The organism is Veillonella parvula (assembly GCF_032577575.1).
Classification (GTDB): domain Bacteria; phylum Bacillota; class Negativicutes; order Veillonellales; family Veillonellaceae; genus Veillonella.
Genome location: NZ_JAWFVO010000007.1, coordinates 1 through 24,609, shown reverse-complemented (window position 1 = coordinate 24,609; position 24,609 = coordinate 1). Strand labels below are relative to the sequence as shown.

The following is a 24,609-nucleotide window of genomic DNA, read 5'->3' as shown; positions in this document are numbered from 1 at the left end:
TGTAAACCTTCCTGAAGGTGTAGAAATGTGTATGCCTGGCGATAACGTAACAATGGAAATCGAATTGATTACTCCAATCGCTATCGAAGAAGGTCTTCGTTTCGCGATCCGCGAAGGTGGCCATACAGTAGGCGCTGGCGTAGTAACAGAAATCGAAGGTTAATACAAGTTTATAGCTCAATGTATCGATACATTAGCTATATAATTGAATTTTAGATTCAATAAAAGGGACCCAATGGGTCCCTTTTATTTTGTATATATTGATGATTAAGAGTATAGAATTGAATCGCTAATATATTGAAACAATGATGATTTTGTAAGGTGATATATACGTTGTATTCAGGCTTCAAAGGATAATCATACTATTGATACAAATTGAGAAGAAATTTTAATATATTGTAACCTTAGATACAACTTTATTTATAAAATTAGTGTATATTATATATGAGGAGAGCATAGGCTCTCTTTTTGTGCTTTTATAGAAAAGGAGGTAATGTGATGGGCGAATACAAAAAGTATTGGATAGCCGTAGTAGCAGTTCTTATTATTGGATTCTCTATTCTTGGCTATTTGGGTACTGATGTATATCATCAAGCGCCACCGGTACCAACCGCGTATGTATCTCAAGATGGACAGGTTTTGTTCACTAAGGATGATATCTTACATGGTCAATCGGCTTGGCAATCTACAGGTGGTCAATCTGTAGGGACCGTACTAGGTCATGGCGCATATCAAGCCCCGGACTGGACAGCTGATTGGTTGCACAAAGAAGTGTCCGTAATGCTTGATATCAAGTCTCAAGAAGCTTTTGGTGTTCTTTATGAACAGTTAGGTGATGTGCAGAAAGCGGCTGTTAAAGAAGCAGTTAAAGCAGAGTACTTTAACAGTGCTGTTCGTGAAGATGGAACTGTTGTGCTTTCACCGGAACGTATTACAGCGATGAATTTAACCGGACAATATTTTATTGAACTGTATGGTGATAACCCTAAATTGTCCGAAACACGCGATCATTTTGCGATGAAAGACAATACGTTGCCAGAATTAAAAGATCGTATTGATATGGCACGATTCTTCTTCTGGACTACGTGGATGGCATCGACTCAACGCCCTGGTACAGATGCAACATACACCAACAATTGGCCTCACGAGCCATTGTTAGATCATAATCCAACACCGGAAAGCGTAGCTTGGTCTGTTGTGAGTGTTATTATTTTACTTTGTGGTATTGGTATTGTCGTATGGATGTGGGCATTCGGTCGCAAACAAGATGAACATGAATTAACACCACCTGCGGAAGATCCAATTTCCAAATTGCATCTCACACCATCTCAACGGTCTTTAGGAAAATATTTATTTACGATTTTGGCATTATTTTTACTCCAACTTGGTATGGGTGGTATCATTGCGCACTACACCGTAGAAGGACAGGCTTTCTATGGCATTCCATTGGCGCAGTATTTCCCATATTCTATTGCTCGTACTTGGCATATTCAAGCATCCTTGTTCTGGATTGCGATGGCATTCTTGAGTGCCGGTTTATTCTTGGCGCCGATTATTAATGGCGGTAAAGATCCTAAGTTCCAAAAATTGGGCGTGGATATTTTGTTCTGGGCACTCGTTGTGTTGGTAGTAGGTTCCTTTACAGGTACATATTTAGGTGTTGCTCATGAGATTCCGGCATCTCTAAACTTCTACTTGGGTCACCAAGGATATGAGTTTATCGAGTTGGGGCGCGTATGGCAATGGATTGAATATATCGGCATTCTATTTTGGCTTGTACTCATGGTGCGCAGCATCATTGGTGCTTTCAAAAATAAAGGGGATAAAAACCTTATTGCTGCCTTTATTTTCTCCGTTGTGATGGTCGGTATTTTCTATGGACCAGGTCTTTTCTACGGAGAACACAGCCACTTGGCAATCATGGAATACTGGCGCTGGTGGGTTATTCACCTTTGGGTAGAAGGATTCTTTGAAGTATTCTCTACTACGTTGATGGCCTTTATTTTCGTAACACTTGGTCTCGTATCTTACCGTGCAGGTACCATAGCAGCGATTTCGTCCGGTGCCATTTACCTTATTGGCGGTATCCCTGGTACATTCCATCATCTTTATTTCACCGGTGTTACATCGACTATCGTGGCCACAGGGGCATCGTTCTCCGCGTTGGAAGTAGTGCCTCTTGTACTCTTGGGATATGAAGCGTTTGAAAATTATACACGCCTTCATAGTGCTCCTTGGATGCATCGACTAAAATGGCCTGTATACTGCTTCATTGCCGTATCCTTCTGGAACTTGGTGGGTGCAGGTATCTTCGGCTTCTTAATTAATATGCCGGTTTCCTTGTTCTATATTCAAGGTCTAAATACGACAGCTGTTCATGCTCATACGGCGTTGTTCGGCGTATACGGGTTCTTGAGTTTAGGCTTTGTATTCCTCATCGCTCGTTATATTCGACCTGAAGTGGAATTTAACGACAAGTTGATGAAATTCGGTTTCTGGGCATTGAATTGGGGCCTTGCGTTAATGGTTCTTATCAGCCTATTGCCAATTGGCTTGATTCAAAGTTGGGCAAGTGTTACACAAGGCTTATGGCTCGCTCGCAGCGAAGACTTTATGCAACAACCATTGTTACAAAATTTGCGTTGGCTTCGCATGGTTGGCGATACCATCATGATATTGGGGGCATTGGCCTTCTTCTGGCAAATCGTGAAAGTAACTTTCACAAAGAAACAGTAATAAACGAAGCAATAATAGTAAATATGTAATTATAATATTAATTATAATATATATAAGCTAACTATAAGCTAATATGACATGGCGTTCTTTGGGTAGACAAGGGGCGCCATTGTCTGTTATACTATCCATGTCAGGCATACGTGCCTGGCTTTTTTGAGTTGCTTAATTTCTTGACATCGCTTGCTACGTATGATATAGTTTTTTAGTATGTAGTCGAGCGTTTTCGAGTACAAGAGACAGATTAGTAAATATAAAGCGAGGTGTATCCGGATGCGTAATGCCATTACTTTAGCTTGCACAGATTGCAAACAACGCAACTATCAAACGAACAAGAATAAAAAGAACAATCCTGATCGTATTGAAATGATGAAATATTGCAAATTCTGCGGTAAACATACATTACACCGTGAAACAAAATAATTCTTATCATTCATTACCTGTTGATTTGAGGATGTGAAACACAATGGCAAAGTCTAACTCAGCAGTGCAGCAGCGTGGTGGATTTGGAAAATTCTTCCGCGGTGTGAAAGCTGAACTAAAAAAAGTAGTCTGGCCAACAAAAAAAGAGCTTATCAATTACACAATTGTAGTATTCTTAGTAACCATATTCATCGCTTTGATTATTTCTGTGCTTGATGGACTCTTCGCCCAACTTTTTAATACGTTGTTGCACTTTGTTGGATAAGGGGGCCATTACATGGAAGCAGATAAGAAGTGGTATGTAATTCATACCTATTCAGGCTACGAAAATAAAGTAAAAACCACTCTTGAACTTAAAGTTCAATCTATGGGGCTACAAGATGTGATCAGCCGAATTTTGGTGCCTCTTGAAGACGAAATAGATGAAAAAGATGGGGTTAAAAAAGTAGTAAAACGTAAGATATTTCCTGGGTATGTATTGGTGGAAATGGAAGTTAATGACCGTTCTTGGTATGTTGTACGCAACACGCCAGGTGTAACAGGTTTCGTTGGCTCTGCTACAAAACCAGTTCCACTTTCTGATTCCGAAGTAGAACATATACTTAAGTCTCAGGGCTTGGATAAGAAACCAACCATTAACGTTGATGTAGAAGTTGGTGAAACGGTTCGCATTACGTCCGGTGCCTTTGAAGATAAACTAGGTGTTATTACCGAACTTAACCCTGAAAAAGGAACATTGAAACTTAGCGTAGAAATGTTCAATCGAGATACCGAGGTAGAGTTAGAGTTCTCTCAAGTTGAGAAAGCTCTTTAATTATAAATATAATAATATAACTCTAAAAAGAGCAATCGATTTTGGTTGCCAGTGGGAGGATGTATATCCGTTACCACCACAGTATAAGCATAGGAGGTTTAATTACCCATGGCTAAGAAATTAGTTAAACAAGTAAAACTACAAATTGAAGCCGCTAAAGCTACTCCAGCACCACCAGTTGGTCCTGCACTAGGTCAAGCAGGTGTTAACATCGTTGCTTTCACAAAAGAATTCAACGAACGTACTGCTAAACAAGCTGGCTTAATTATTCCAGTAGTTATTAACGTATATGAAGATCGTAGCTTCGACTTCATCACTAAGACTCCACCAGCTGCAGTATTGTTGAAAAAAGCTGCAGGTATTCCAAAAGGTTCTGGTGTACCTAACCGTGATAAAGTAGCAAAAGTAGGTCGCGATAAAGTTCGTGAAATTGCTGAATTGAAAATGCCTGACTTGAATGCTAATACCGTGGAACAAGGTATGCGCATGGTGGAAGGTACTGCTCGCAGCATGGGCATTGAAATCGTTGACTAATAAGCGTACGACTTGCGCATAAGGCGCAAATCGGTGGGAGGGAATTCCCGTTTGACCACATAAGGAGGATATTATAATGGCAAAAGTAGGTAAGAAATACGCTGAAGCAGTAAAACTTATTGAAGCTGGTAAATTCTACGAACCAGTAGAAGCAATTGAGTTGGTTAAGAAAACTGCAACTGCAAATTTCGATGAAACAGTTGAAATTGCTTTCAACTTGAATGTCGACCCTAAATACGCTGATCAACAAGTTCGTGGTGCAGTAGTATTGCCTCATGGTACTGGCAAAACTAAACGCGTTCTTGTATTCGCAAAAGGCGACAATATTAAGGCAGCTGAAGAAGCTGGTGCAGATTTTGTAGGTTCTGAAGAGTTAGTAGCTAAAATCCAAGGTGGTTGGAGCGACTTCGACGTAGTAGTTGCTACACCAGACATGATGGGTCAAGTTGGCCGTCTTGGTAAAATTTTGGGTCCTAAAGGCTTGATGCCAAACCCTAAAGTTGGTACAGTAACTCCAGACGTTGCTCGTGCAGTAAACGAAATCAAAGCTGGTAAAATCGAATACCGTACTGATAAAGCAGGTATTATCTCTTGCTCTATCGGTAAAGCATCTTTCGATGAAGAAAAATTACTTGACAACTACCGTACAATCGTTGATACTATTATCAAGGCTAAACCTGTAGCAGCTAAAGGTCAATACATTAAATCTGTAACCTTGTCCGCTACAATGGGCCCTGGTGTACCTTTGAATGTGTTCAAATTGAGCACTGTTTCCAAAGAGCAATAATTAAATATGTCTCTTAGCTGTAGACGGCTGGTATGTATAATGGATGAAAATCCGCCCGCTGAGGCTGACACTAGAACAACCTAGGACTAGTTACGACCTCATCGCGTGCGATGGGGTCGTTTTTACGCTAAGATAGTACATAGAGCACCAAAAAAATCTACAAGGAGGTAATCTAATGGCTGTCACTGAATCAAAAAAAGCAATCGTTGCTCAAATGAAAGAAACTCTTTCTGAAGCAAAAGGTGCTGTATTGATTGGTTACTCTGGTTTAACTGTTGCGCAAGCAACTGATCTTCGTCGCAAAATGTTGGCTGAAGGTGTTGAATACAAAGTAATCAAAAATACTTTGACTCGTATCGCTGCAAACGAATTGAATCTTGAAGGTTTCTCTGAGCATTTAGAAGGTCCAACTGCGTTGGCTACTTCTAAAGACGATGCTGTTGCACCTGCTCGTGTAATCGAACAATTCATCAAAGCAACTGAAAAAGAAGTTGTAACAGTTAAAGCTGGTATCGTTGAAGGCGAAGTTATGGACGCAGCAGGCGTTAAAGCAATTGCATCTCTTCCAAATCGCGAAGGTATGCTTTCCATGTTGCTTTCCGTATTGCAAGCTCCTGTTCGCAATGTTGCATACGCTGTCAAAGCTGTTGCAGAAGCAAAACCTGCAGAATAATATTTTTTGCAAAGTATTCGTTGGCCGCTTGAGGCTGGCACTATAAACTAATTTATGGAGGAAATCTAAAATGGCATTGAACATTGAAAACATCGTTGCTGAATTGAAAGAAGCAACAATCCTTGAACTTAATGATCTTGTAAAAGCAATCGAAGAAGAATTTGGCGTAACTGCAGCAGCTCCTGTAGCTGTAGCAGCTGCTGGTGGTGCTGAAGGCGGCACTGCTAAAGATTCCTTCGACGTAATCTTGAAAGATGCTGGCGCATCTAAAATCAACGTAATCAAAGTTGTTCGTGAAGCAACTGGTCTTGGCTTGAAAGAAGCTAAAGCTATCGTTGACGGTGCTCCTGCACCTGTAAAAGAAGGCGTTGCTGCTGAAGCTGCTGAAGCTTTGAAAGCTCAATTAGAAGAAGCTGGCGCATCCGTAGAATTGAAATAATTCTAACCATATTAAAGGCGTACCCTATGGGTACGCCTTTTTTATTGAAGCTTATAAATTGATGCGAGTTTTGTTTTGTTGACTAATTTTGCCTTTGGATACGGTAATGCATTAGAGAAATCCTTGTCATATTTTTTAGGAACGATGACATAGGAACCGCGATTATTTGATGTATTACTTAAAAATGTTTCTTTAGTTATTGTAGGCATCAATGTTTTGCCTTCGGTCCATATAGAATCATCTGTTGTATCTACAAAAACTTGGGTAGGTGTAGTGTCCATGTAATATACAATAGAAGTATAGTAACTGCCATATATATATATTGGTTTTGATGTATCTTCGATGAAGGTTCTAAACTGTAAACCAGACTGATTAAACAATATTGGTGGTACTGTAATCGTAATAGCCGAGTACAACGTAATTAGTGGAACTAAAGCATATATTGCTAGTTTGAAAAATGATGTTATGTAGTATCGACCGATTAAAATCATACATACTATAATAAAGGAACCTACGATTAACGGTTTACTATCAAGACTTTTATCAAAAGCTGTAGCAAATGTAAAAATCATGTAGTAAATACCTAGTGGTAGGGTAATTAAATAATTAAACTTTTTGAATGATTGAGTAAATTCACCGGTTTCTTTGTCAGTAACTAATTCACAAATTTTTACAGCCGCCCATATTATACAAGGGATAATGGCAGGTAAGGTATAAGTTAGATACTTTGTAGCTACTAGAGAGTAGAAGAGTACTATAACTATAAACCATATAATACCTAATAGATCAAAATCATCTTTCCAGTTAAGATCTTTTAAATGATAGACTATTACAGGTGTCCATGGTAATAGTGAAAGGGGTACAATTAATAGATAGTAATACCATACATTAAATTTAGGATGCTCAGATATAAGAGCTCGATCTACATTGTGTAGACCTAAGAATCCGGAAATAAACTGCTCACCGTGAATGGAATACATAGCGATATACCAAGGGCTAGCTATCGCTATAAAGGCTAATAGTCCTAAGGGATTAAATAGTAATTTAATATCCTTTGAAAGCTGATAACTTTCATCTTTTCTATGGACTATATAGCGAGCGCATACATAAATGAGTAATATCAGGCCGGGCAAGATGATGCCTATAGGTCCTTTGGTAATTACAGCTAAGGCAGCAGCAATGTAAGCTTTCACCATAGCTGACTTGTCATTATTGGTAAAAGCTAAATAGCTATATCCAAATATAGCTAAGGTGAAGAGAAGTAGAAATCCGTCGGTTATAATTGCATGAGATATGTACCAAAACTGTAGTGTACTCATTAATAGAATAGCACAGAGTACACTAGCAAAAGTATTTTTAGATATGCGGTAAATTATATGGTACATTAGGGCCACGCTGGCTCCCGCAACAAGCGTATTTGGTATACGAGATGTAAAGTCAGATATGCCAAATAGTTTGTACGTAATCATAAGTGCCCAATAGGTGAGCGGTGGTTTATCATACCATACGTGATCGTATATCATGGGGGATATCCATGAGTTATGTTTTAGCATGGTGATGGCGGAGAGAACATAGTTGGACTCCACCGGATCAGTGATTGGCAAATAGGCATTATAAAAGCCGTAGCTCAAAACGGTTAATAAAAAGAGCGCACCTATGCGCAGCATGTGATTGTTAATCATAGTTACTCCTTACTTACATAGTTTATATTATTGTACTATAGGGCGTGTAATATTTAAACCAATCAAAGATAAAAACAGAGCCTTTATAAATATGGAGATAATATGGAGATAATTACAAAAAAATAATTATTTATGAAATAATATATTGTATAGAATATTGTTTATTCGGAATACATGAAATAACTTTTATGTATACAAAATACATGCTATAATGAGCGCATAAGATAAAACCGTTTCATTAAACTATCATCTAATATATGAAATAGTGGAAAGAGGATCTATTATGAGAAAAGAACATGATTTCCTAGGTGAATTAGAAGTAGCGGATGAGTTATATTATGGTGTGCAAACGATTCGTGCCTTAGAAAACTTCCATATTACAGGGAAACATTTAGACCAAGATTTTATTAAAGCTCTAGCGATGGTAAAAAAAGCATCTGCTTTAGCTAATATGAAAACAGGTCGTCTCAATGTATCTATCGGTAAAGCGATTGTTCAAGCAGCTGATGAAGTTATTGCAGGTGAATTTGCTGACCAATTTCCAGTTGATCCAATTCAAGGTGGTGCTGGCACTTCTGTGAATATGAATATGAACGAAGTGTTGGCAAATCGTGCTTGTGAAATTTTAGGTCATCCAAAAGGTAGCTATGATATTGTAAGCCCTAACAATCACTGTAACATGGCACAATCTACAAATGACGCTTTCCCAACAGCGATTAAAGTTTGTGCAATTTTGAAATCTAAACCGTTACTTGAAGCTTTGCAACGTCTTGTTGATGAGCTTGAGAAAAAAGCTGAAGAATATAGTGAAATTTTAAAAATGGGACGTACTCATTTACAAGATGCGGTGCCTATTACATTGGGCCAAGAGATGGGCGCTTATGCATCTGGTATTCGTCGTGGTATTAAACGCATTAAATCTGCCGTTGAAGGTGCACATGTAATCAACATGGGTGCCACTGCAGTTGGTACAGGCCTTAATGCTGAGCCTAATTATATTCATGATGTAGCTTATGAACTTAGTGAAGTAGTAGGCGAACCGTTCTACACCGCGGAGAACTTAATCGATGCCACAAACAATACAGACGTATTTGCTGATATCTCTAGCGGTTTGAAGGTAACTGCACTTGTGTTGATTAAGATGGCAAATGATTTTCGCTTAATGGCATCTGGACCTCGCTGTGGCATTGGTGAATTAAAATTGCCTGCCCGTCAACCAGGCTCCTCTATCATGCCAGGAAAAGTAAATCCTGTTATTGCTGAAGTATTGAATCAAGTGTGTTACCAAGTTATCGGTAATGACCTTACTATTACATTAGCTGTAGAAAATGGTCAATTCGAGTTAAATGTTATGGAACCTGTATTGGCATACAACTTGTTCAATAATCTTTGCTATCTCAAAAACGGTGTAAATACATTCGTTGATAAATTGCTTGTTGATCTTGAAGTAGACCGTGAACAATGCGAGTACTGGTTGAATCGTTCCGTTGGTATCGTAACAGCATTGTTGCCACATCTTGGCTATGAAACAGCTTCTGCATTGGCGAAAGAAGCGTATGAAACAGGTCGAGCTATTCGCGATATCATCTTGGATCAAGGTTTATTGACTGAGGATGAAATTAATCATATTCTTTCTCCTAAAGAAATGACTCGCCCTGGTATCGCTGGTGCGAATCTTTTAAAACAAAAAGGCAACTAATTTATGGTTCTCTTTTGATACATGAATAAAGCATGAAAATGAAAGACTGTCAACCCTTTTGGTTGACAGTCTTTTTTAATACTGATAGAATTATATATTGCAAAAGTAGCGTTTTCTGCTTTTGGATGTAAAAACTATAACACAAATAGTGATGAGGTTTTCTTCCAAGGTTGTGCTTGGTTAATGGGAAGCAAGGTTATTTTAAAAATGAAATGGACCTTGCTTTATTTGACGTTGCCCGAGCAGGAAAACTGAGACCTGTAAGATGTCTTTTTCATGCCGTTATAGAAAATGGTAGACCAGTGTGTTTTGATAGGGGTGAAAGCAAATATGTTCAAACCTGAACAGGTAGGCAAACGAACTCGTTATACGTACGCTAAAATTAACGAAGTTATCAAGATGCCGCATTTATTGGACATTCAACGTAAATCGTATGAGTGGTTCTTGGAGAGTGGTTTACAAAATATTTTCAACGATATTTCTCCGATTAAAGACAATTCAGGTAATCTAGTACTTTCTTTTGAAGGTTTCAGCTTAGGTGAACCTAAGTATGATATTAATGAATGTAAAAACCGTGATGCTACTTACGCAGCACCACTTCGTGTAAATATTCGCTTGGTAAATAATGATCCAGAAAATATGGACATTAAAGAACAAGAAGTATTCATGGGCGATTTCCCATTGATGACGGATACAGGTACTTTCATCATCAATGGTGCAGAACGTGTTATCGTATCCCAATTGGTACGTTCTCCAGGCGTTTACTACAATAAAGAAATCGATACAATGGGTAACCGTTTGTATGATTCCACAGTTATTCCTAACCGTGGTGCATGGATTGAACTTGAAACAGATGCTAGTGAAGTGGTAGCTGTCCGTATTGACCGTAACCGTAAATTACCAGCTACTGTATTGGTACGTGCATTAGGTTGGGATACTAATGAAAGCATTCTAGACCTCTTCTGGAATGGTAAAACTGATGAAGATGGTTTACCAGTATATGATGAACGCATCGTTCGTACATTAGAAAAAGATACAACTCAATCTGCTGATGAAGCATTGGTTGAAATCTATAAAAAATTACGTCCAGGTGAGCCTCCTACTGTAGAGTCTGCTCGTAACTTGTTCGATAACTTATTCTTCGATGCACGCCGTTATGACTTAGCGCGCGTTGGTCGTTACAAATTGAACAAAAAACTTGGCTGGCGCCAACGTATGTTGGGTCAAACATTGGCTCAACCAATTGTAGATCCAGAAACTGGCGAAATTATCCTTGATGCAGGCGTACAAGTTGGGGAAGAACAACTTGATATCGTTGCTAATAGCCATGTATTCGATGGTGAAGGTTTTGCTGAATTCTACATAGTAAATAATGATGGTGTAGAGTCTAAAGTTATCTGTAATAACTGCAACTTACCATATGATCACCGTACAGTAACACGTGAAGACATGATCGCTAACATTTCTTACTTGCTCAACCTTATGGATGGTGCAGGTCATACAGATGATATCGACCACTTGGGTAACCGTCGCCTTCGTTGCGTAGGCGAATTGTTGCAAAACCAATTCCGTATCGGTTTAACTCGTATGGAACGTGTTGTTCGTGAGCGCATGACAATTCAAGAAACTGAATCCATTACACCTCAAGCGTTGATCAATATTCGCCCTGTAGTGGCAGCTATCAAAGAATTCTTTGGTTCTTCTCAATTGTCTCAGTTCATGGACCAAACAAACCCATTGGCGGAATTGACTCACAAACGTCGTCTTTCTGCCCTTGGCCCTGGCGGCTTGTCTCGTGAGCGTGCAGGTTTCGAAGTTCGTGACGTGCATCATTCTCACTATGGCCGTATGTGTCCTATTGAAACTCCAGAAGGTCCAAACATTGGCTTGATTAACTCCTTGTCCAACTATGCAAAGGTAAACGAATTTGGCTTCATCGAAGCACCATACCGTAAAGTAGAAAAAGTGTATGGTAAAGGCAAGGATGCTGATAAAGTTGTTAAAGTGCGCGTATCTGATAGCGTAGTATACATGACCGCTGATGAAGAAGAAGGCATGACAATTGCCCAAGCAAACTCTCCGCTTGATGCAGAGGGGTACTTCACAACTGAACATGTTGCTTGTCGTCGTGGTCATGATGTATTGGAAGTTACACCGGACAAGGTTGACTATATGGACGTTAGTCCAAAAGAAGTTGTATCTATTGGTACAGCTATGATTCCATTCCTTGAAAATGACGATGCTAACCGTGCCTTGATGGGTGCGAACATGCAACGTCAAGCGGTACCACTTTTGCGTGCTCAAGCACCACTTGTTGGTACAGGTATGGAATATACAGCAGCTACTGACTCTGGTGTTTGCGTATTGGCGCGTGAAGCGGGTAAAGTTGTACGTTGTTGGGGTAATGAAATCCACGTTCTTCGCGATAGCGATGGTCGTGTTGATACATACCATTTGAATAAATTCCTTCGTTCTAACCAATCCACATGCTTTAACCAAAAACCAATCGTCAATCGTGGGGACCATGTTGTAAAAGGCCAAGTACTGGCTGATGGTCCTGCTACAGATGGCGGCGAATTGGCATTAGGTTATAACGTTCTTGTAGCGTTCATGCCTTGGGAAGGTTATAACTACGAAGATGCTATCTTGCTTAGTGAAGAACTCTGCAAAGAAGATATCTATACATCTATTCATATTGAAGAATACGAATGTGATGCTCGTGATACTAAATTAGGTGCTGAAGAAATTACGCGTGAGTTGCCTAATACAGGTGACGACACACTTAAAAACTTAGACGAAGATGGTATTATCTGCATTGGTGCAGAAGTACATCCTGGCGATATCCTTGTAGGTAAAGCTACACCAAAAGGTGAAACTGAGCTTACTCCAGAAGAACGTTTGTTGCGTGCTATTTTTGGTGACAAAGAACGTGAAGTTCGTGATACTTCCTTGCGCGTGCCTCATGGCGAATCTGGTAAAGTCGTAGATGTAAAAGTCTTCACCCGTGAAAATGGCGACGAATTACAACCAGGCGTAAATAAACTTGTTCGCGTATATATCGCTCAAAAACGTAAGATTCATGAAGGCGATAAAATGGCGGGCCGTCATGGTAACAAAGGTGTCGTTTCTCGCGTTATGAGAAAAGAAGATATGCCATTCCTTCCAGATGGTACTCCAGTACAAATCGTATTGAATCCATTGGGCGTACCTTCTCGTATGAACATCGGTCAGGTTCTTGAAACTCACTTGGGGTGGGCTGTTCAAGGCTTAGGTATGAAAATCAAAGCTACAGATCTTCACATTCAAAACGTGTTGAAAGAAGCCCGTACTGATGCATCTTACTGGGAACAAATCGATACAATCCGCGACCTTTATGCTCAAATTGAGGTATTGGAAGCGAAAGTTGCGGAAGATGTTACGGTAAATCATTTCGAAGAAAATGAGCAAATCATTGCTTTGAAAACTAAAATTTTAAAACATGTAGAAGCAGCAGCGCAAAAGAAATTGGATGCTATGGGTGGCGAAGCTCGTTACCAAGAGCTTAAAGCTATTGAAGCTAAATACAATGCACTTCATGTAGAATTCTTTGATTCTGAAGAAGAGGCTCCTGAAATGGATCCTGCGCTTGTAGAAGAATTAGAGGCAATTAGCAAAGTCAAGAATACTCTTAACAACATTCACTCTGCTGAAGAAAAACGCGTTGAAATTCGTAAAGAGTTGGAAAGCCTTGGCTATGATTTTGACAAATATGGCATGCCAAAACCAGATGTAGCAGGTATTCATATTGCTACACCTGTATTTGATGGTGCTCACGAAAAGGACGTATTCGAAACATTGGCGATTGCAGGTCGTCCTGATGATGGTAAAACTGTTCTATATGATGGTCGTACTGGTGAACCGATGGATAACCGCGTCACTGTTGGTTACGTTTACATGCTTAAACTCCATCATTTGGTTGATGACAAAATCCATGCTCGTTCTACAGGTCCGTACTCCCTTGTTACACAACAACCTTTGGGCGGTAAAGCTCAGTTCGGTGGCCAACGTTTCGGGGAAATGGAAGTTTGGGCTCTAGAAGCATATGGCGCAGCCTATACCCTTCAAGAGCTATTAACTGTTAAGTCTGACGACGTTGTTGGTCGTGTGAAAGCATACGAAAAAATCGTTAAAGGCGAAAACATCCCTGAACCAGGTGTACCTGAGTCCTTCAAGGTATTGCTTAAAGAACTTCAAAGTATCGGTCTCGATGTAAAAATCTTGAACGAAGATCAAGAAGAAGTTATTATGAAAGAACTTGAGGACGAAGATGAGGTGGTAGAAACTGGTATTGAAGAAGTTATGGAAGGCAGTGCTGTAGAAACTGATGAAGTAACTGTAGTAGAACCAGAAGTAGAGGAAGAGGAAGAGGAAGACTTACCAGCTGATAATGGCGGTGAAGATGATATCCTTAGCCAATTGGCGTACCCAATGGGCGACTCCTCTAACGATGAAGACTAAAACTATCTATAAGGAAGGGAGCGATAGTAGTGCTAGACGTAAATGAATTCGATTCCATGCGAATCGGTTTAGCCTCTCCAGAGCAGATTTTATCCTGGTCTCATGGGGAAGTTAAGAAACCTGAAACAATTAACTACCGTACGTTGAAGCCAGAACGTGATGGTCTATTCTGTGAACGCATTTTTGGACCAACAAAGGACTGGGAATGTCACTGCGGCAAATATAAACGCATCCGCCATAAAGGCGTAGTCTGCGACAAATGTGGTGTAGAGGTTACCCGTGCGAAAGTACGTCGTGAACGTATGGGCCATATTCAATTGGCTACTCCTGTATCTCACATTTGGTACTTCAAAGGAATCCCATCCCGTATGGGTCTTATCCTTGACATATCACCACGTTCTTTGGAACGCGTATTATACTTTGCTTCCTACATCGTAGTAGATCCAGCTGGTACACCATTGACAAAACGTCAATTGTTGTCCGAGCAAGAATACCGCGAATACGAAGCTCAATTTAATGAAGACGGTTATACTATCGGTGGTAAATCCGTCGTAATCGAAACAGTGGCTCAACGTAATGAACGTTTAGCTATTGTTCGTGAAGCACAACGCAAAGAGCGCTATAATGCGGCTCTTCGTGATGATGCAACAATACCAGAAGCTGATAAGGAATACGAAGAATTAACTCGCGAAGAACGCTATGAGTTAGGCGCTGCTGAAGAGGTTCTCTTCGCATGTATCGACATGGGTGCTGAAGCGGTAAAAGCTCTCTTATCAGAACTTGATCTTGAAGCATTGAATGCCGAATTGCGCGAAGAGTTGAACACTGCTAGTGGTCAACGTAAAATCCGTGCAGTTCGTCGTTTGGAAGTAGTAGAAGCATTCCGTCAATCTGGGAACCGTCCAGAATGGATGATTATGGACATCGTTCCTGTAATCCCACCTGAATTGCGTCCTATGGTCCAATTAGATGGTGGCCGTTTTGCTACATCTGACCTCAACGATTTATACCGTCGTGTTATCAACCGTAACAACCGTTTGAAACGTTTACTCGACTTGGGTGCTCCTGATATCATCGTGCGCAACGAAAAACGCATGCTTCAAGAAGCGGTTGATGCATTGATTGATAATGGTCGTCGCGGTCGTCCTGTTACAGGTCCTGGTAACCGCCCATTGAAATCCTTGTCCGACATGCTTAAAGGTAAACAAGGTCGTTTCCGTCAAAACTTGCTCGGTAAACGTGTTGACTACTCCGGTCGTTCCGTAATCGTAGTAGGTCCTGAACTTAAAATGCACCAATGTGGTTTGCCAAAAGAGATGGCATTAGAATTGTTCAAACCATTCGTTATGAAACGTTTGGTAGAACGCGGTCAAGCATCCAACATCAAGGCTGCTAAACGCCAAGTTGAAAGAATTGGCCCTGGCGTGTGGGAATCCTTGGAAGAGGTAATTAAAGAACATCCAGTTCTCTTGAACCGTGCCCCTACATTGCATAGACTTGGTATCCAAGCCTTCGAACCAATCCTTTGGGAAGGTCGTGCTATCAAATTGCATCCATTAGTATGTACAGCCTTCAATGCCGACTTTGACGGTGACCAAATGGCGTGTCACTTACCATTGTCCGTAGAAGCACAAGCGGAAGCTCGTACATTGATGCTTTCTAGCCATAATATTTTGTCTACTAAGGACGGCAAGCCAGTAGCAGTACCTTCTCAAGATATGATCTTAGGTACATACTACCTAACAGTTGTACGCGAAGATACTCGTGATAAAGCAAAAACATTTGCTACCTATGATGAAGTTATGCTTGCCTATGAGTCTCATATCATTGGTTTGCAAGATATTCTTTATATCCGTTTACCTGATCATGGCCGTGTAGAAACAACAGCAGGTCGCTTGATCTTCAACAATGCTTTATTCCCAGAATTGTGGCAATACGAGAAACGTGAAGATGGCACTTACTCTTTAGGTAAGGTTATGGATAAGAAAACAGTTGGTAAATTGGTTGATCAATGTTTCCAATTGTTTGGTAATGAAAAAACAGCAGAACTATTGGACCGCATCAAGTCCTTGGGTTACTCCTTCGCTCGTCGCGCAGGTATGACGGTAGCTATTGCTGATATTAAAGTACCAGAAGTTAAAACTAGTTTGTTAGATACAGCGGAACAAGAGGTAGAAAAAGTATCTCGTATGTACCGTCGTGGTCTTATTACAGAAGAAGAACGTTATCGTAAAACTATCCAATTATGGACAAAGGCAACAGAAGATGTTACCGATGCGATGATGGATAATATGGCGTGCGATAAAGACGGCTTTAACCCTGTTTACATGATGGCTATCTCTGGTGCCCGTGGTAATAAACAACAGATTCGTCAGCTTGCTGGTATGCGTGGTTTGATGGCCGATCCATCTGGTCGAATCATTGACTTGCCAATTAAAGCAAACTTTAAAGAAGGCTTGACTGTATTGGATTACTTTACATCCTCTCATGGTGCTCGTAAAGGTTTGGCCGATACAGCGCTTCGTACAGCTGACTCTGGTTACTTGACACGTCGTCTCGTTGACGTATCTCAAGACGTAATCGTTCGTGAGGACGATTGTGACGTTGTAGGTATCGATCTCGTTCGAGAACGTGCTCGCTTGGCTACATCCCCACGTCAAGCATTAGAATTGCTTAAAGATAAACTTATTGGTCGCGTTTTAGATAAAGATGTTGTGAATGCTGAAACAGGGGAACTTGTTGTACCAGCTGAAACTATCTTGGATGAACAATGCTTGGCAGATATTGCTGAAGCTGGTGTTACATCTATCGCATTGCGCGGTGCACACTTGGGCTCTGATAGCGATATTAATCATACTAACTTGGTTCAAAAAATTATTCTTGGTGAAAGCGACGATAGTATCCGTGCAACATTGAAAGAAACTATGGTTCAAAATATGTTGAACAAGGATACTGTACAAGCAATCGTTGACAGCGAAGGTGTAGAAATCTTCCCAGCTGATACACGTCTTACAGAAGAAGGCATCGAAGCTATCCTTAACTCCGATGTAAAAGAAGTACAAGTACGGAACAATGAAATCCACGGTATTGAAGTGGAAGCTATCGTTGAAGGTACTGGTGTTATCGAGCCATTAAAAGACCGTATTGTAGGTCGTATTGCAGCTGAAGAATTAGTTAACAAGGAAACTGGCGAAGTTATCGTTCCTCTTAATGGTGAAATCACAGAGGCGTTAGCTGATGAAGTTGTAAAACACTATGAAACAGTAAAAATCCGTTCCGTATTGACTTGTCGTAGCCCATATGGCGTATGTCGTAAGTGCTATGGTCGTGATCTAGGAACTGGCAACCAAGTTCAAGTTGGTGAAGCTGTAGGTATCATTGCAGCACAATCCATCGGTGAACCTGGTACTCAGTTGACAATGCGTACGTTCCATACTGGTGGTGTCGCAGGTGACGATATTACACAAGGTTTGCCACGTGTCGAAGAATTGTTCGAAGCTCGTAAACCAAAACGTAATGCTATCATTGCCGAAAACGAAGGTACAGTTCGCGTTGTGCCTAATGAAGGTAAGAAAGGTACGAACACTATCTTTATTACTGGTGAAGATGGTATTGAACTTGATTACCTCATTCCTTACGGCTCCCGCATTATCGTTAAAGACGGTGACGTGGTATCCTTGGGCGCTCGTTTGACAGAAGGCTCCATCAATCCTCATGACATTATGCGTGTCATGGGTACTGAAGCAACTCAACGTTACCTCGTATACGAAGTACAAAAAGTATACAAATCCCAAGGTGTAGAAATTAACGATAAACATATCGAAGTTATCGTTCGTCAAATGCTTCATAAAGTTAAAATTGAAACAGCTGGCGATGCGGATATGCTTCCAGGGGATATGGTGGACGTTAATACCTTTGACGAAGAAAACCGTCGTCTTACCCTCAATGGTCGTGAAAATGCTACAGGCAAACGCACGCTATTGGGTATTACGAAAGCCGCTTTGGCAACGGACTCCTTCTTGTCCGCTGCGTCCTTCCAAGAAACAACACGTGTTCTTACCGACGCTGCTATCAAGGGTAAAATCGATCCATTATTGGGCTTGAAAGAAAACGTAATTATCGGTAAGTTGATTCCTGCTGGTACAGGCATGAGTCGTTACCGTAAGATTGAAGTTGTAAAAAATACACCTGAAATCATTGATATTACGGAAGAGGTTATGTCTGAAGATTAATTACTTTGGATTAGCCGTTAAGCTATATTAACTGTATAGACTTGTTGCATAGTTGATATTGTGCGACATAATAAAAAGGGTGCACCTGCGAGGTGCACCCTTTTGTTATAGGTATTATTGGTTTGAGAGATATATGTGTATGAGCTCTATGATTATATGTCTCTATAATTATAGGTTTATATAAATTGAGGATTTCATGATATGTGTTAGTATCAGTTTGTTAAATAAAATGATACTTTGTTAAGGTTGTGGTATGAAAACTATTCAGCTGTTTCTTCCGCGTCATGAGACATGATGTCATAACCGACGTCATCCGATAAAGTAAGATATCGTTCGTACTGACGAATGATATCGGTAATGATATCCTCCCGTGTCATATACTGCGCATCGTATCCGGCGCGTCCGTCACTGAAATATGTCATAGGAATTGCGTTGGTACTTTCAGTAATGTGAGGAATGTTAGGATCTTCGATGAGATGATCCGATACCTCTTGCGTAACGAGTTTGATGCCATAGGTAAAGTTGCGCATTGATTCTTTTTCGATGGTTAACTCTACGGAGGCGTCGTTACCATTGAAATGTTTGTCAATTCTCGTAGTTAATCCGTACTCTTCGGTTAATTCTTTATTGAGCTGATACATAGCAGGCAATGCTGTTGTTTTCATAAAGGAAATAACATCTTCCGATTGCGTTTGGTTGAGTATTTTGGCAAGACCTTGTTTCCAGTTCTTGCTGTCCCAGTAGATGGATGTGGTTGAAAGTTTTGTGTTAAAGTATTGCGTATCTGTTAATAATCCTTGCCATAAGCTGTAGCACATGATAACCATCAAGGCTGCAAATGGTAAGGCGAGAATGAGCGTTACCGATTGTAGTACATTAAGCCCACCAATGCTGAGCAAACTGATGGCAAGAAAGGACATTACAGAGCCCCACATTAAGCATTGCCACTTTGGAGATGAAGTGGATTTATCATAGGCCGCAATATTATTTAACACATAAATGCCTGAATCGGCAGATGTGATAAAAAATAATGCTAATACGATAATTGATAGAAGACTAGTTAAACTGGATAATGGTAAATATTCAAGGAATGCAAAGAGTAGTTGTTCTGGTTTATCGGTTAATGCACCGAGTGCACCGTTTGCTACTGTTTCATCGATATAAATTGCAGTATTACCAAAGATAGTAAACCAAACGATAGTAAAAACAGTTGGAATAATGAGTACCCCAAAGATGAACTCTCGAATAGTCCTACCTTTTGAAATACGCGCAATGAACATGCCCACAAATGGTGCCCAAGATAACCACCAAGCCCAGAATAGTATGGTCCAGCTGAAGAACCATGGACGGGTTTCTGGTGTATAGATAGATGTATAGAAGCTTTGCCCTAAAATATGTGATAGATAGTATCCAAAGTTTTCTACCATTGTATTTAATAGGAGTAATGTAGGACCTGCACAGAGTACAAAAAGCATTAAGACTAATGCAACAGATATATTAATTTCGCTGAGCAGCTTAACGCCTTTATCAATACCTGTAACAGCAGATAGAACGGCAATGGACATAATGATGATAATGATGACCGTTTGGGCGGAAAAGTCATTAGTGGAGATGATATCAATATATAGGAACCCTGCACCTAGTTGGGCCGCACCAAATCCTAAGGTGGTTACGATACCTAATAAAGTTACACAAAGTGCGATGATATCGATAATGTGCCCTCGTGGGCCATTGATCTTATCCTTCCACAGCGGATAGAAACATGAACGTAGTGATAAAGGCAACTTATAGCGAAAACCAAAATACGCTAATGCTAAAGCCATAATTCCGTATACCGTCCATGCATTGATGCCCCAGTGGAAGATGGAGCGGAATAACGCTTCCTTGGCGCTAGGAGCACCATCGACTAAGCCTACAGCGGAGTGATAATGTGAGAGCGGTTCAGCAGTACCGAAGAACATGAGACCTACACCAGTACCTGCCGCAAATAACATGGCGAGCCAAGCTGTATAAGAGAATTCCGCTTCTTCATCGTCGCTACCAAGTTTGATGTCACCTAGCGAACTAAGTGCAAGAAAGATATTGAAGATAAAGAAGAGACTTATGGATAAAACATAAAACCAGCTGAAATCTTCAAATATAATATCACGAATCCCTTGGAGGATCGTTTGAGATATTTGCGGAATCAGAAGGGCACATAAGCTCAGCCCTAAGACGATAGACAAGCTACCTATAATTACAGGGGGATTAAAGTTTGAATAACGTTTAATGAGTTTAATCATATAATCTCCTTTCTTTAGTAACTTATAAATACAAATATTTGTTCTGTATTAATTTATATCATAATAAAATGGTGTTTATATTAATTTTGCATAATTGGTAAAAGAAAAAATAATAGCAAATGCATAGAATGATTATTTATACATGAAAATAATGATATATGAATAAAAAATCACTCTTCATTTATAATTTAAGATTGAATGAAACACACGGATGAGTGTACACATAAAATGCAGCTGTAGAGCGGTGTGTGACATTGGAAATTGTTTGACATGGACTGCTGTAATTGATATACTTACATAGTGCTTTAGGCGAGGTATGCCTAATGGGCATAATTTCGTAAGGAGAATTAGTACAATGGACATTGCCCATCTGAAGTCGGTGAACAAAACAATCGGTGCCAAGCAAACGTTGAAACAAATTGCTAAAGGTGCTGTGAAGTACGTGTTCCTGGGTTGTGATAGTGATGAACGTGTGGTACAGCCTTTACGGATTGCTTGTGAAGAACAGGGAATACCTGTGAATGACAAACACACCATGGATGATCTCGGTCGTGCGTGTCGCATTAAGGTGCGGGCCACAGCTGTAGGCGTCCTACGTTAATCTTGGTAATATCCGATGTAACACTTTGTTATGACGGATCAATTATAAATCTCAAATTTGGAAAGGAGGTGCCCAAATGCCAACAATTAATCAGCTAGTACGCAAAGGCCGCATGAGCTTGACTAAAAAATCTACAGCTCCTGCCCTTCAAGAATCTCCACAAAAACGTGGTGTATGTACTCGTGTGTACACAGCTACTCCAAAGAAACCAAACTCCGCGCTTCGTAAAGTTGCCCGTGTACGTTTGACAAACGCTATTGAAGTAACTGCTTACATCCCAGGCATTGGTCACAATTTACAAGAACACAGTGTTGTACTTATCAGAGGCGGTCGTGTAAAAGACCTTCCAGGTGTGCGTTATCACATCGTTCGTGGTGCATTGGATACAGCTGGCGTACAAAATCGTATGCAAAGTCGTTCCAAATACGGCGCGAAAAAAGCTAAAAAATAATTTTAGCCATTAAACGAAATTAACACACATCATTATAAAGGAGGAATTGAACATGCCAAGAAAAGGCCCTGTTCCGAAACGTGATGTACTTCCAGATCCGGTGTACAACAGCAAATTAGTAACACGTTTCATTAACAAAGTTATGTACGATGGTAAAAAAGGCATTGCTGAAACTATCGTATATGATGCATTCGAAATTATTCGTTCCAAAATGGGTCAAGACCCAATGGAAGTTTTTGATCAAGCATTGAAAAATGTTATGCCTGTACTTGAAGTGCGTGCTCGCCGTATCGGTGGTGCGAACTATCAAGTGCCAGTTGAAGTTCGTGCTGATCGCCGTCAAACCCTCGGTATTCGTTGGGTTGTAAATTATGCTCGTCTTCGTGGTGAACGCACTATGAAAGAACGTTTGGCAGGCGAATTGATGGACGCTTTCAACAATGCAGGCGCTGCAATCAAGAAAAAAGAAGATACTCATAAAATGGCAGAAGCTAATAAAGCATTTGCTCATTATCGTTGGTAATAAGAGGTGACAACTGTGGCAAGAGAGTTTTCCTTAGCAAAAACTCGTAATATCGGTATCATGGCTCACATCGATGCTGGTAAAACAACAACTACAGAACGTATCCTCTACTATACAGGTATCGTTCACAAGATCGGCGAAGTACATGAAGGCGCTGCTACGATGGACTGGATGGAGCAAGAGCAAGAACGTGGTATCACAATCACTTCTGCTGCAACAACTTGTCAATGGAAAGAACATCGTATCAATATCATCGATACTCCTGGTCACGTTGACTTTACTGTAGAAGTAGAACGTTCTCTACGTGTACTTGACGGTTCTGTTGCGGTGTTCAGTGCTAAAGGTGGCGTTGAACCTCAATCCGAAACAGTATGGCGTCAGGCTTCTAACTACGGCGTACCTCGTATCGCTTATGTAAATAAGATGGATACTGTAGGTGCTGACTTCTTCAACGTAGTTGATATGATGAAAGCTCGTTTGGGTGCAAATTCCGTAGCTATTCAAGTACCAATCGGTGCTGAAGATACTTTTGAAGGCATCATTGACTTGATGACTATGAAAGCGGAAATTTATAAATCCGATGACGGTAAAGAATATGAAATCACTGATATCCCTGCTGAATATCAAGAAGTAGCAGAAGCTCGTCGCGAAATGATGATCGATGCTATCGCTGAAACAGATGATGATATCATGATGAAATATTTGGAAGGCGAAGAAATTTCTGTGGAAGAATTGAAAGCGGCATTGCGTAAAGCTGTTATTGCTAACCAATTATTCCCAGTTCTTTGCGGTTCTTCCTATAAAAATAAAGGTGTTCAAATGTTATTGGATGCTGTTATCGATTACATGCCAGCTCCAATCGATATCCCACCTATTAAGGGTGTTGTTCCTGGTACTGAAGAAGAAACAACTCGTCCTTCTTCCGATGAAGAACCATTCTCTGCGTTGGCATTCAAAATCATGGCTGACCCTTATGTTGGTAAATTAGCGTTCTTCCGTGTGTACTCCGGTACATTGGAATCCGGCTCCTACGTTTTCAACTCCACTAAAGGTAAAAAAGAACGTATCGGTCGTATTCTTCAAATGCACGCTAACTCCCGTAAAGAAATCGAACGCGTATATTCTGGTGACATCGCTGCGGCGGTTGGCTTAAAGGATACTACTACAGGCGACACATTGTGTGATGAAAAATCTCCTGTAATTCTTGAGTCCATGGAATTCCCTGAACCAGTTATCTCCGTTGCTGTTGAACCTAAAACAAAAGCTGACCAAGAAAAAATGGGTACAGCTCTTGCTCGTTTGGCAGAAGAAGATCCTACTTTCAAAGTTCGTACTGATGAAGAAACAGGTCAAACTATTATCTCCGGTATGGGCGAACTTCACTTGGATATCATCGTTGACCGTATGAACCGTGAATTCAAAGTAGATTGTAACGTAGGTAAACCTCAAGTAGCATACCGCGAAACTATCCGTAAAGCTGTTAAGGCTGAAGGTAAATTCGTACGTCAATCTGGTGGTCGTGGTCAATATGGTCACTGCTGGTTGGAATTGATTCCTCAAGAACCAGGTGCTGGCTTCGAGTTTGAAAACAAGGTTGTAGGTGGTGCGATTCCTCGTGAATACATCGGACCTGTTGAAAGCGGTGTTAAAGAAGCTATGGAATCCGGTGTTATCGCTGGGTACCCTATGGTTGATGTTAAAGTTATCGTATTTGATGGTTCCTACCATGACGTTGACTCCAACGAAATGGCCTTCAAAATTGCTGGTTCTATGGGCTTCAAAGAAGGTGCTCGCAAAGCAGATCCTGCATTGCTTGAACCATACATGGCTGTAGAAGTAGACGTTCCTGAAGAATATATGGGCGACGTTATCGGTGACTTGAACTCTCGTCGTGGTCGCATGGACGGCATGGAAGCTCGTAATGGTTCCCAACATATCAAAGCATATGTTCCATTGAGCGAAATGTTCGGTTACGCAACTGACCTTCGTTCCAAAACGCAAGGCCGTGGTAACTACTCCATGACATTCGATCATTACGAAGAAGTTCCTAAGAAAATTGCTGAAGAAATTCAAGCAAAGAAAAACGGTTAATCTCATATTAGATTAATAGAATTACTATTTTCCTCGGAGGATAATTTAAAATGGCAAAAGAAAAATTTGAACGTACGAAACCGCATGTTAACATCGGTACAATCGGTCACGTTGACCATGGTAAAACTACTTTGACTGCTGCAATCAC

The 24,609-nt window shown here is 40.5% G+C and carries 18 protein-coding genes and 1 pseudogene; 17 read left to right on the top strand and 2 right to left on the bottom strand.

From position 1 onward, the window contains the following. From tuf to rplL, 9 genes and pseudogenes are all read left to right on the top strand, one after another. Positions 1 to 163: pseudogene (tuf, locus tag E7K77_RS09950) on the top strand (elongation factor Tu); the annotation flags it as partial. Positions 164 to 498: 335 nt separating this feature from the next. Continuing rightward, complete coding sequence (locus tag E7K77_RS09945) at positions 499 to 2,736, top strand: nitric-oxide reductase large subunit (RefSeq protein WP_004693527.1); 2,238 nt, start codon at positions 499 to 501, stop codon at positions 2,734 to 2,736. 270 nt (positions 2,737 to 3,006) lie between these two features. After that, entirely contained in the window at positions 3,007 to 3,156 is a 150-nt protein-coding gene (gene rpmG, locus E7K77_RS09940; protein WP_004693530.1) for a 50S ribosomal protein L33, read from the top strand. 43 nt (positions 3,157 to 3,199) lie between these two features. Next, entirely contained in the window at positions 3,200 to 3,421 is a 222-nt protein-coding gene (gene secE / locus E7K77_RS09935; RefSeq protein WP_004693531.1) for a preprotein translocase subunit SecE, read from the top strand. A 12-nt stretch (positions 3,422 to 3,433) separates the two neighbouring features. Continuing rightward, on the top strand, positions 3,434 to 3,970 hold the full coding sequence (gene nusG, locus E7K77_RS09930; protein ID WP_004693533.1) for a transcription termination/antitermination protein NusG: 537 nt from the start codon (positions 3,434 to 3,436) through the stop codon (positions 3,968 to 3,970). 108 nt (positions 3,971 to 4,078) lie between these two features. Beyond that, entirely contained in the window at positions 4,079 to 4,504 is a 426-nt protein-coding gene (gene rplK, locus E7K77_RS09925) for a 50S ribosomal protein L11 (RefSeq protein WP_004693535.1), read from the top strand. 76 nt (positions 4,505 to 4,580) lie between these two features. Next, positions 4,581 to 5,291, top strand: coding sequence for a 50S ribosomal protein L1 (gene rplA, locus E7K77_RS09920; RefSeq protein WP_004693536.1), 711 nt, complete (start codon positions 4,581 to 4,583; stop codon positions 5,289 to 5,291). Positions 5,292 to 5,466: 175 nt separating this feature from the next. Next, on the top strand, positions 5,467 to 5,964 hold the full coding sequence (gene rplJ, locus E7K77_RS09915) for a 50S ribosomal protein L10 (RefSeq protein ID WP_008714932.1): 498 nt from the start codon (positions 5,467 to 5,469) through the stop codon (positions 5,962 to 5,964). Between the two features lie 70 nt (positions 5,965 to 6,034). Further along, on the top strand, positions 6,035 to 6,403 hold the full coding sequence (gene rplL / locus E7K77_RS09910; protein ID WP_008714934.1) for a 50S ribosomal protein L7/L12: 369 nt from the start codon (positions 6,035 to 6,037) through the stop codon (positions 6,401 to 6,403). Positions 6,404 to 6,444: 41 nt separating this feature from the next. On the opposite strand, the gene E7K77_RS09905 is transcribed toward rplL, so the two are convergent. Next, the gene (locus E7K77_RS09905; protein ID WP_325306568.1) at positions 6,445 to 8,085 is read right to left on the bottom strand and encodes an ArnT family glycosyltransferase; all 1,641 of its coding nucleotides are present in this window, start codon (positions 8,083 to 8,085) and stop codon (positions 6,445 to 6,447) included. 283 nt (positions 8,086 to 8,368) lie between these two features. On the opposite strand from E7K77_RS09905, the gene E7K77_RS09900 reads away from it, so the two are divergent. The 3 genes from E7K77_RS09900 to rpoC all read left to right on the top strand — a co-directional run bounded on the left by E7K77_RS09900 (position 8,369) and on the right by rpoC (position 18,513). Further along, positions 8,369 to 9,784, top strand: a complete 1,416-nt coding sequence (locus E7K77_RS09900; protein ID WP_004696758.1) for an aspartate ammonia-lyase — start codon at positions 8,369 to 8,371, stop codon at positions 9,782 to 9,784. Between the two features lie 330 nt (positions 9,785 to 10,114). Beyond that, on the top strand, positions 10,115 to 14,281 hold the full coding sequence (rpoB, locus tag E7K77_RS09895) for a DNA-directed RNA polymerase subunit beta (protein ID WP_038125698.1): 4,167 nt from the start codon (positions 10,115 to 10,117) through the stop codon (positions 14,279 to 14,281). Between the two features lie 29 nt (positions 14,282 to 14,310). After that, a complete protein-coding gene (rpoC, locus tag E7K77_RS09890; protein WP_004693548.1) occupies positions 14,311 to 18,513 on the top strand; it encodes a DNA-directed RNA polymerase subunit beta' in 4,203 nt (1,400 codons plus the stop codon). A 260-nt stretch (positions 18,514 to 18,773) separates the two neighbouring features. On the opposite strand, the gene E7K77_RS09885 is transcribed toward rpoC, so the two are convergent. Then, a complete protein-coding gene (locus E7K77_RS09885; RefSeq protein ID WP_004696751.1) occupies positions 18,774 to 20,795 on the bottom strand; it encodes a BCCT family transporter in 2,022 nt (673 codons plus the stop codon). 355 nt (positions 20,796 to 21,150) lie between these two features. On the opposite strand from E7K77_RS09885, the gene E7K77_RS09880 reads away from it, so the two are divergent. The 5 genes from E7K77_RS09880 to E7K77_RS09860 form a co-directional block, all read left to right on the top strand. Further along, on the top strand, positions 21,151 to 21,396 hold the full coding sequence (locus tag E7K77_RS09880) for a L7Ae/L30e/S12e/Gadd45 family ribosomal protein (RefSeq protein WP_004693552.1): 246 nt from the start codon (positions 21,151 to 21,153) through the stop codon (positions 21,394 to 21,396). A gap of 76 nt (positions 21,397 to 21,472) precedes the next feature. Further along, complete coding sequence (gene rpsL, locus E7K77_RS09875) at positions 21,473 to 21,847, top strand: 30S ribosomal protein S12 (RefSeq protein ID WP_004693554.1); 375 nt, start codon at positions 21,473 to 21,475, stop codon at positions 21,845 to 21,847. A gap of 52 nt (positions 21,848 to 21,899) precedes the next feature. Further along, a complete protein-coding gene (gene rpsG, locus E7K77_RS09870; protein WP_004693556.1) occupies positions 21,900 to 22,370 on the top strand; it encodes a 30S ribosomal protein S7 in 471 nt (156 codons plus the stop codon). A 15-nt stretch (positions 22,371 to 22,385) separates the two neighbouring features. Next, positions 22,386 to 24,461, top strand: a complete 2,076-nt coding sequence (gene fusA / locus E7K77_RS09865; RefSeq protein WP_004693557.1) for an elongation factor G — start codon at positions 22,386 to 22,388, stop codon at positions 24,459 to 24,461. A 50-nt stretch (positions 24,462 to 24,511) separates the two neighbouring features. Continuing rightward, positions 24,512 to 24,609: GTP-binding protein (locus tag E7K77_RS09860; RefSeq protein WP_038034850.1), on the top strand; the 98-nt coding region annotated here is incomplete at its 3' end.

What these genes read in the sequence shown, in the direction of transcription:
- E7K77_RS09945 (WP_004693527.1), top strand. Translation starts at nt 499, where the DNA reads ATGGGCGAATACAAAAAGTATTGGATAGCCGTAGTAGCAGTTCTTATT.
- rpmG (WP_004693530.1), top strand. Translation starts at nt 3,007, where the DNA reads ATGCGTAATGCCATTACTTTAGCTTGCACAGATTGCAAACAACGCAAC.
- secE (WP_004693531.1), top strand. Translation starts at nt 3,200, where the DNA reads ATGGCAAAGTCTAACTCAGCAGTGCAGCAGCGTGGTGGATTTGGAAAA.
- nusG (WP_004693533.1), top strand. Translation starts at nt 3,434, where the DNA reads ATGGAAGCAGATAAGAAGTGGTATGTAATTCATACCTATTCAGGCTAC.
- rplK (WP_004693535.1), top strand. Translation starts at nt 4,079, where the DNA reads ATGGCTAAGAAATTAGTTAAACAAGTAAAACTACAAATTGAAGCCGCT.
- rplA (WP_004693536.1), top strand. Translation starts at nt 4,581, where the DNA reads ATGGCAAAAGTAGGTAAGAAATACGCTGAAGCAGTAAAACTTATTGAA.
- rplJ (WP_008714932.1), top strand. Translation starts at nt 5,467, where the DNA reads ATGGCTGTCACTGAATCAAAAAAAGCAATCGTTGCTCAAATGAAAGAA.
- rplL (WP_008714934.1), top strand. Translation starts at nt 6,035, where the DNA reads ATGGCATTGAACATTGAAAACATCGTTGCTGAATTGAAAGAAGCAACA.
- E7K77_RS09905 (WP_325306568.1), bottom strand. Translation starts at nt 8,085, where the DNA reads ATGATTAACAATCACATGCTGCGCATAGGTGCGCTCTTTTTATTAACC.
- E7K77_RS09900 (WP_004696758.1), top strand. Translation starts at nt 8,369, where the DNA reads ATGAGAAAAGAACATGATTTCCTAGGTGAATTAGAAGTAGCGGATGAG.
- rpoB (WP_038125698.1), top strand. Translation starts at nt 10,115, where the DNA reads ATGTTCAAACCTGAACAGGTAGGCAAACGAACTCGTTATACGTACGCT.
- E7K77_RS09885 (WP_004696751.1), bottom strand. Translation starts at nt 20,795, where the DNA reads ATGATTAAACTCATTAAACGTTATTCAAACTTTAATCCCCCTGTAATT.
- E7K77_RS09880 (WP_004693552.1), top strand. Translation starts at nt 21,151, where the DNA reads ATGGACATTGCCCATCTGAAGTCGGTGAACAAAACAATCGGTGCCAAG.
- rpsL (WP_004693554.1), top strand. Translation starts at nt 21,473, where the DNA reads ATGCCAACAATTAATCAGCTAGTACGCAAAGGCCGCATGAGCTTGACT.
- rpsG (WP_004693556.1), top strand. Translation starts at nt 21,900, where the DNA reads ATGCCAAGAAAAGGCCCTGTTCCGAAACGTGATGTACTTCCAGATCCG.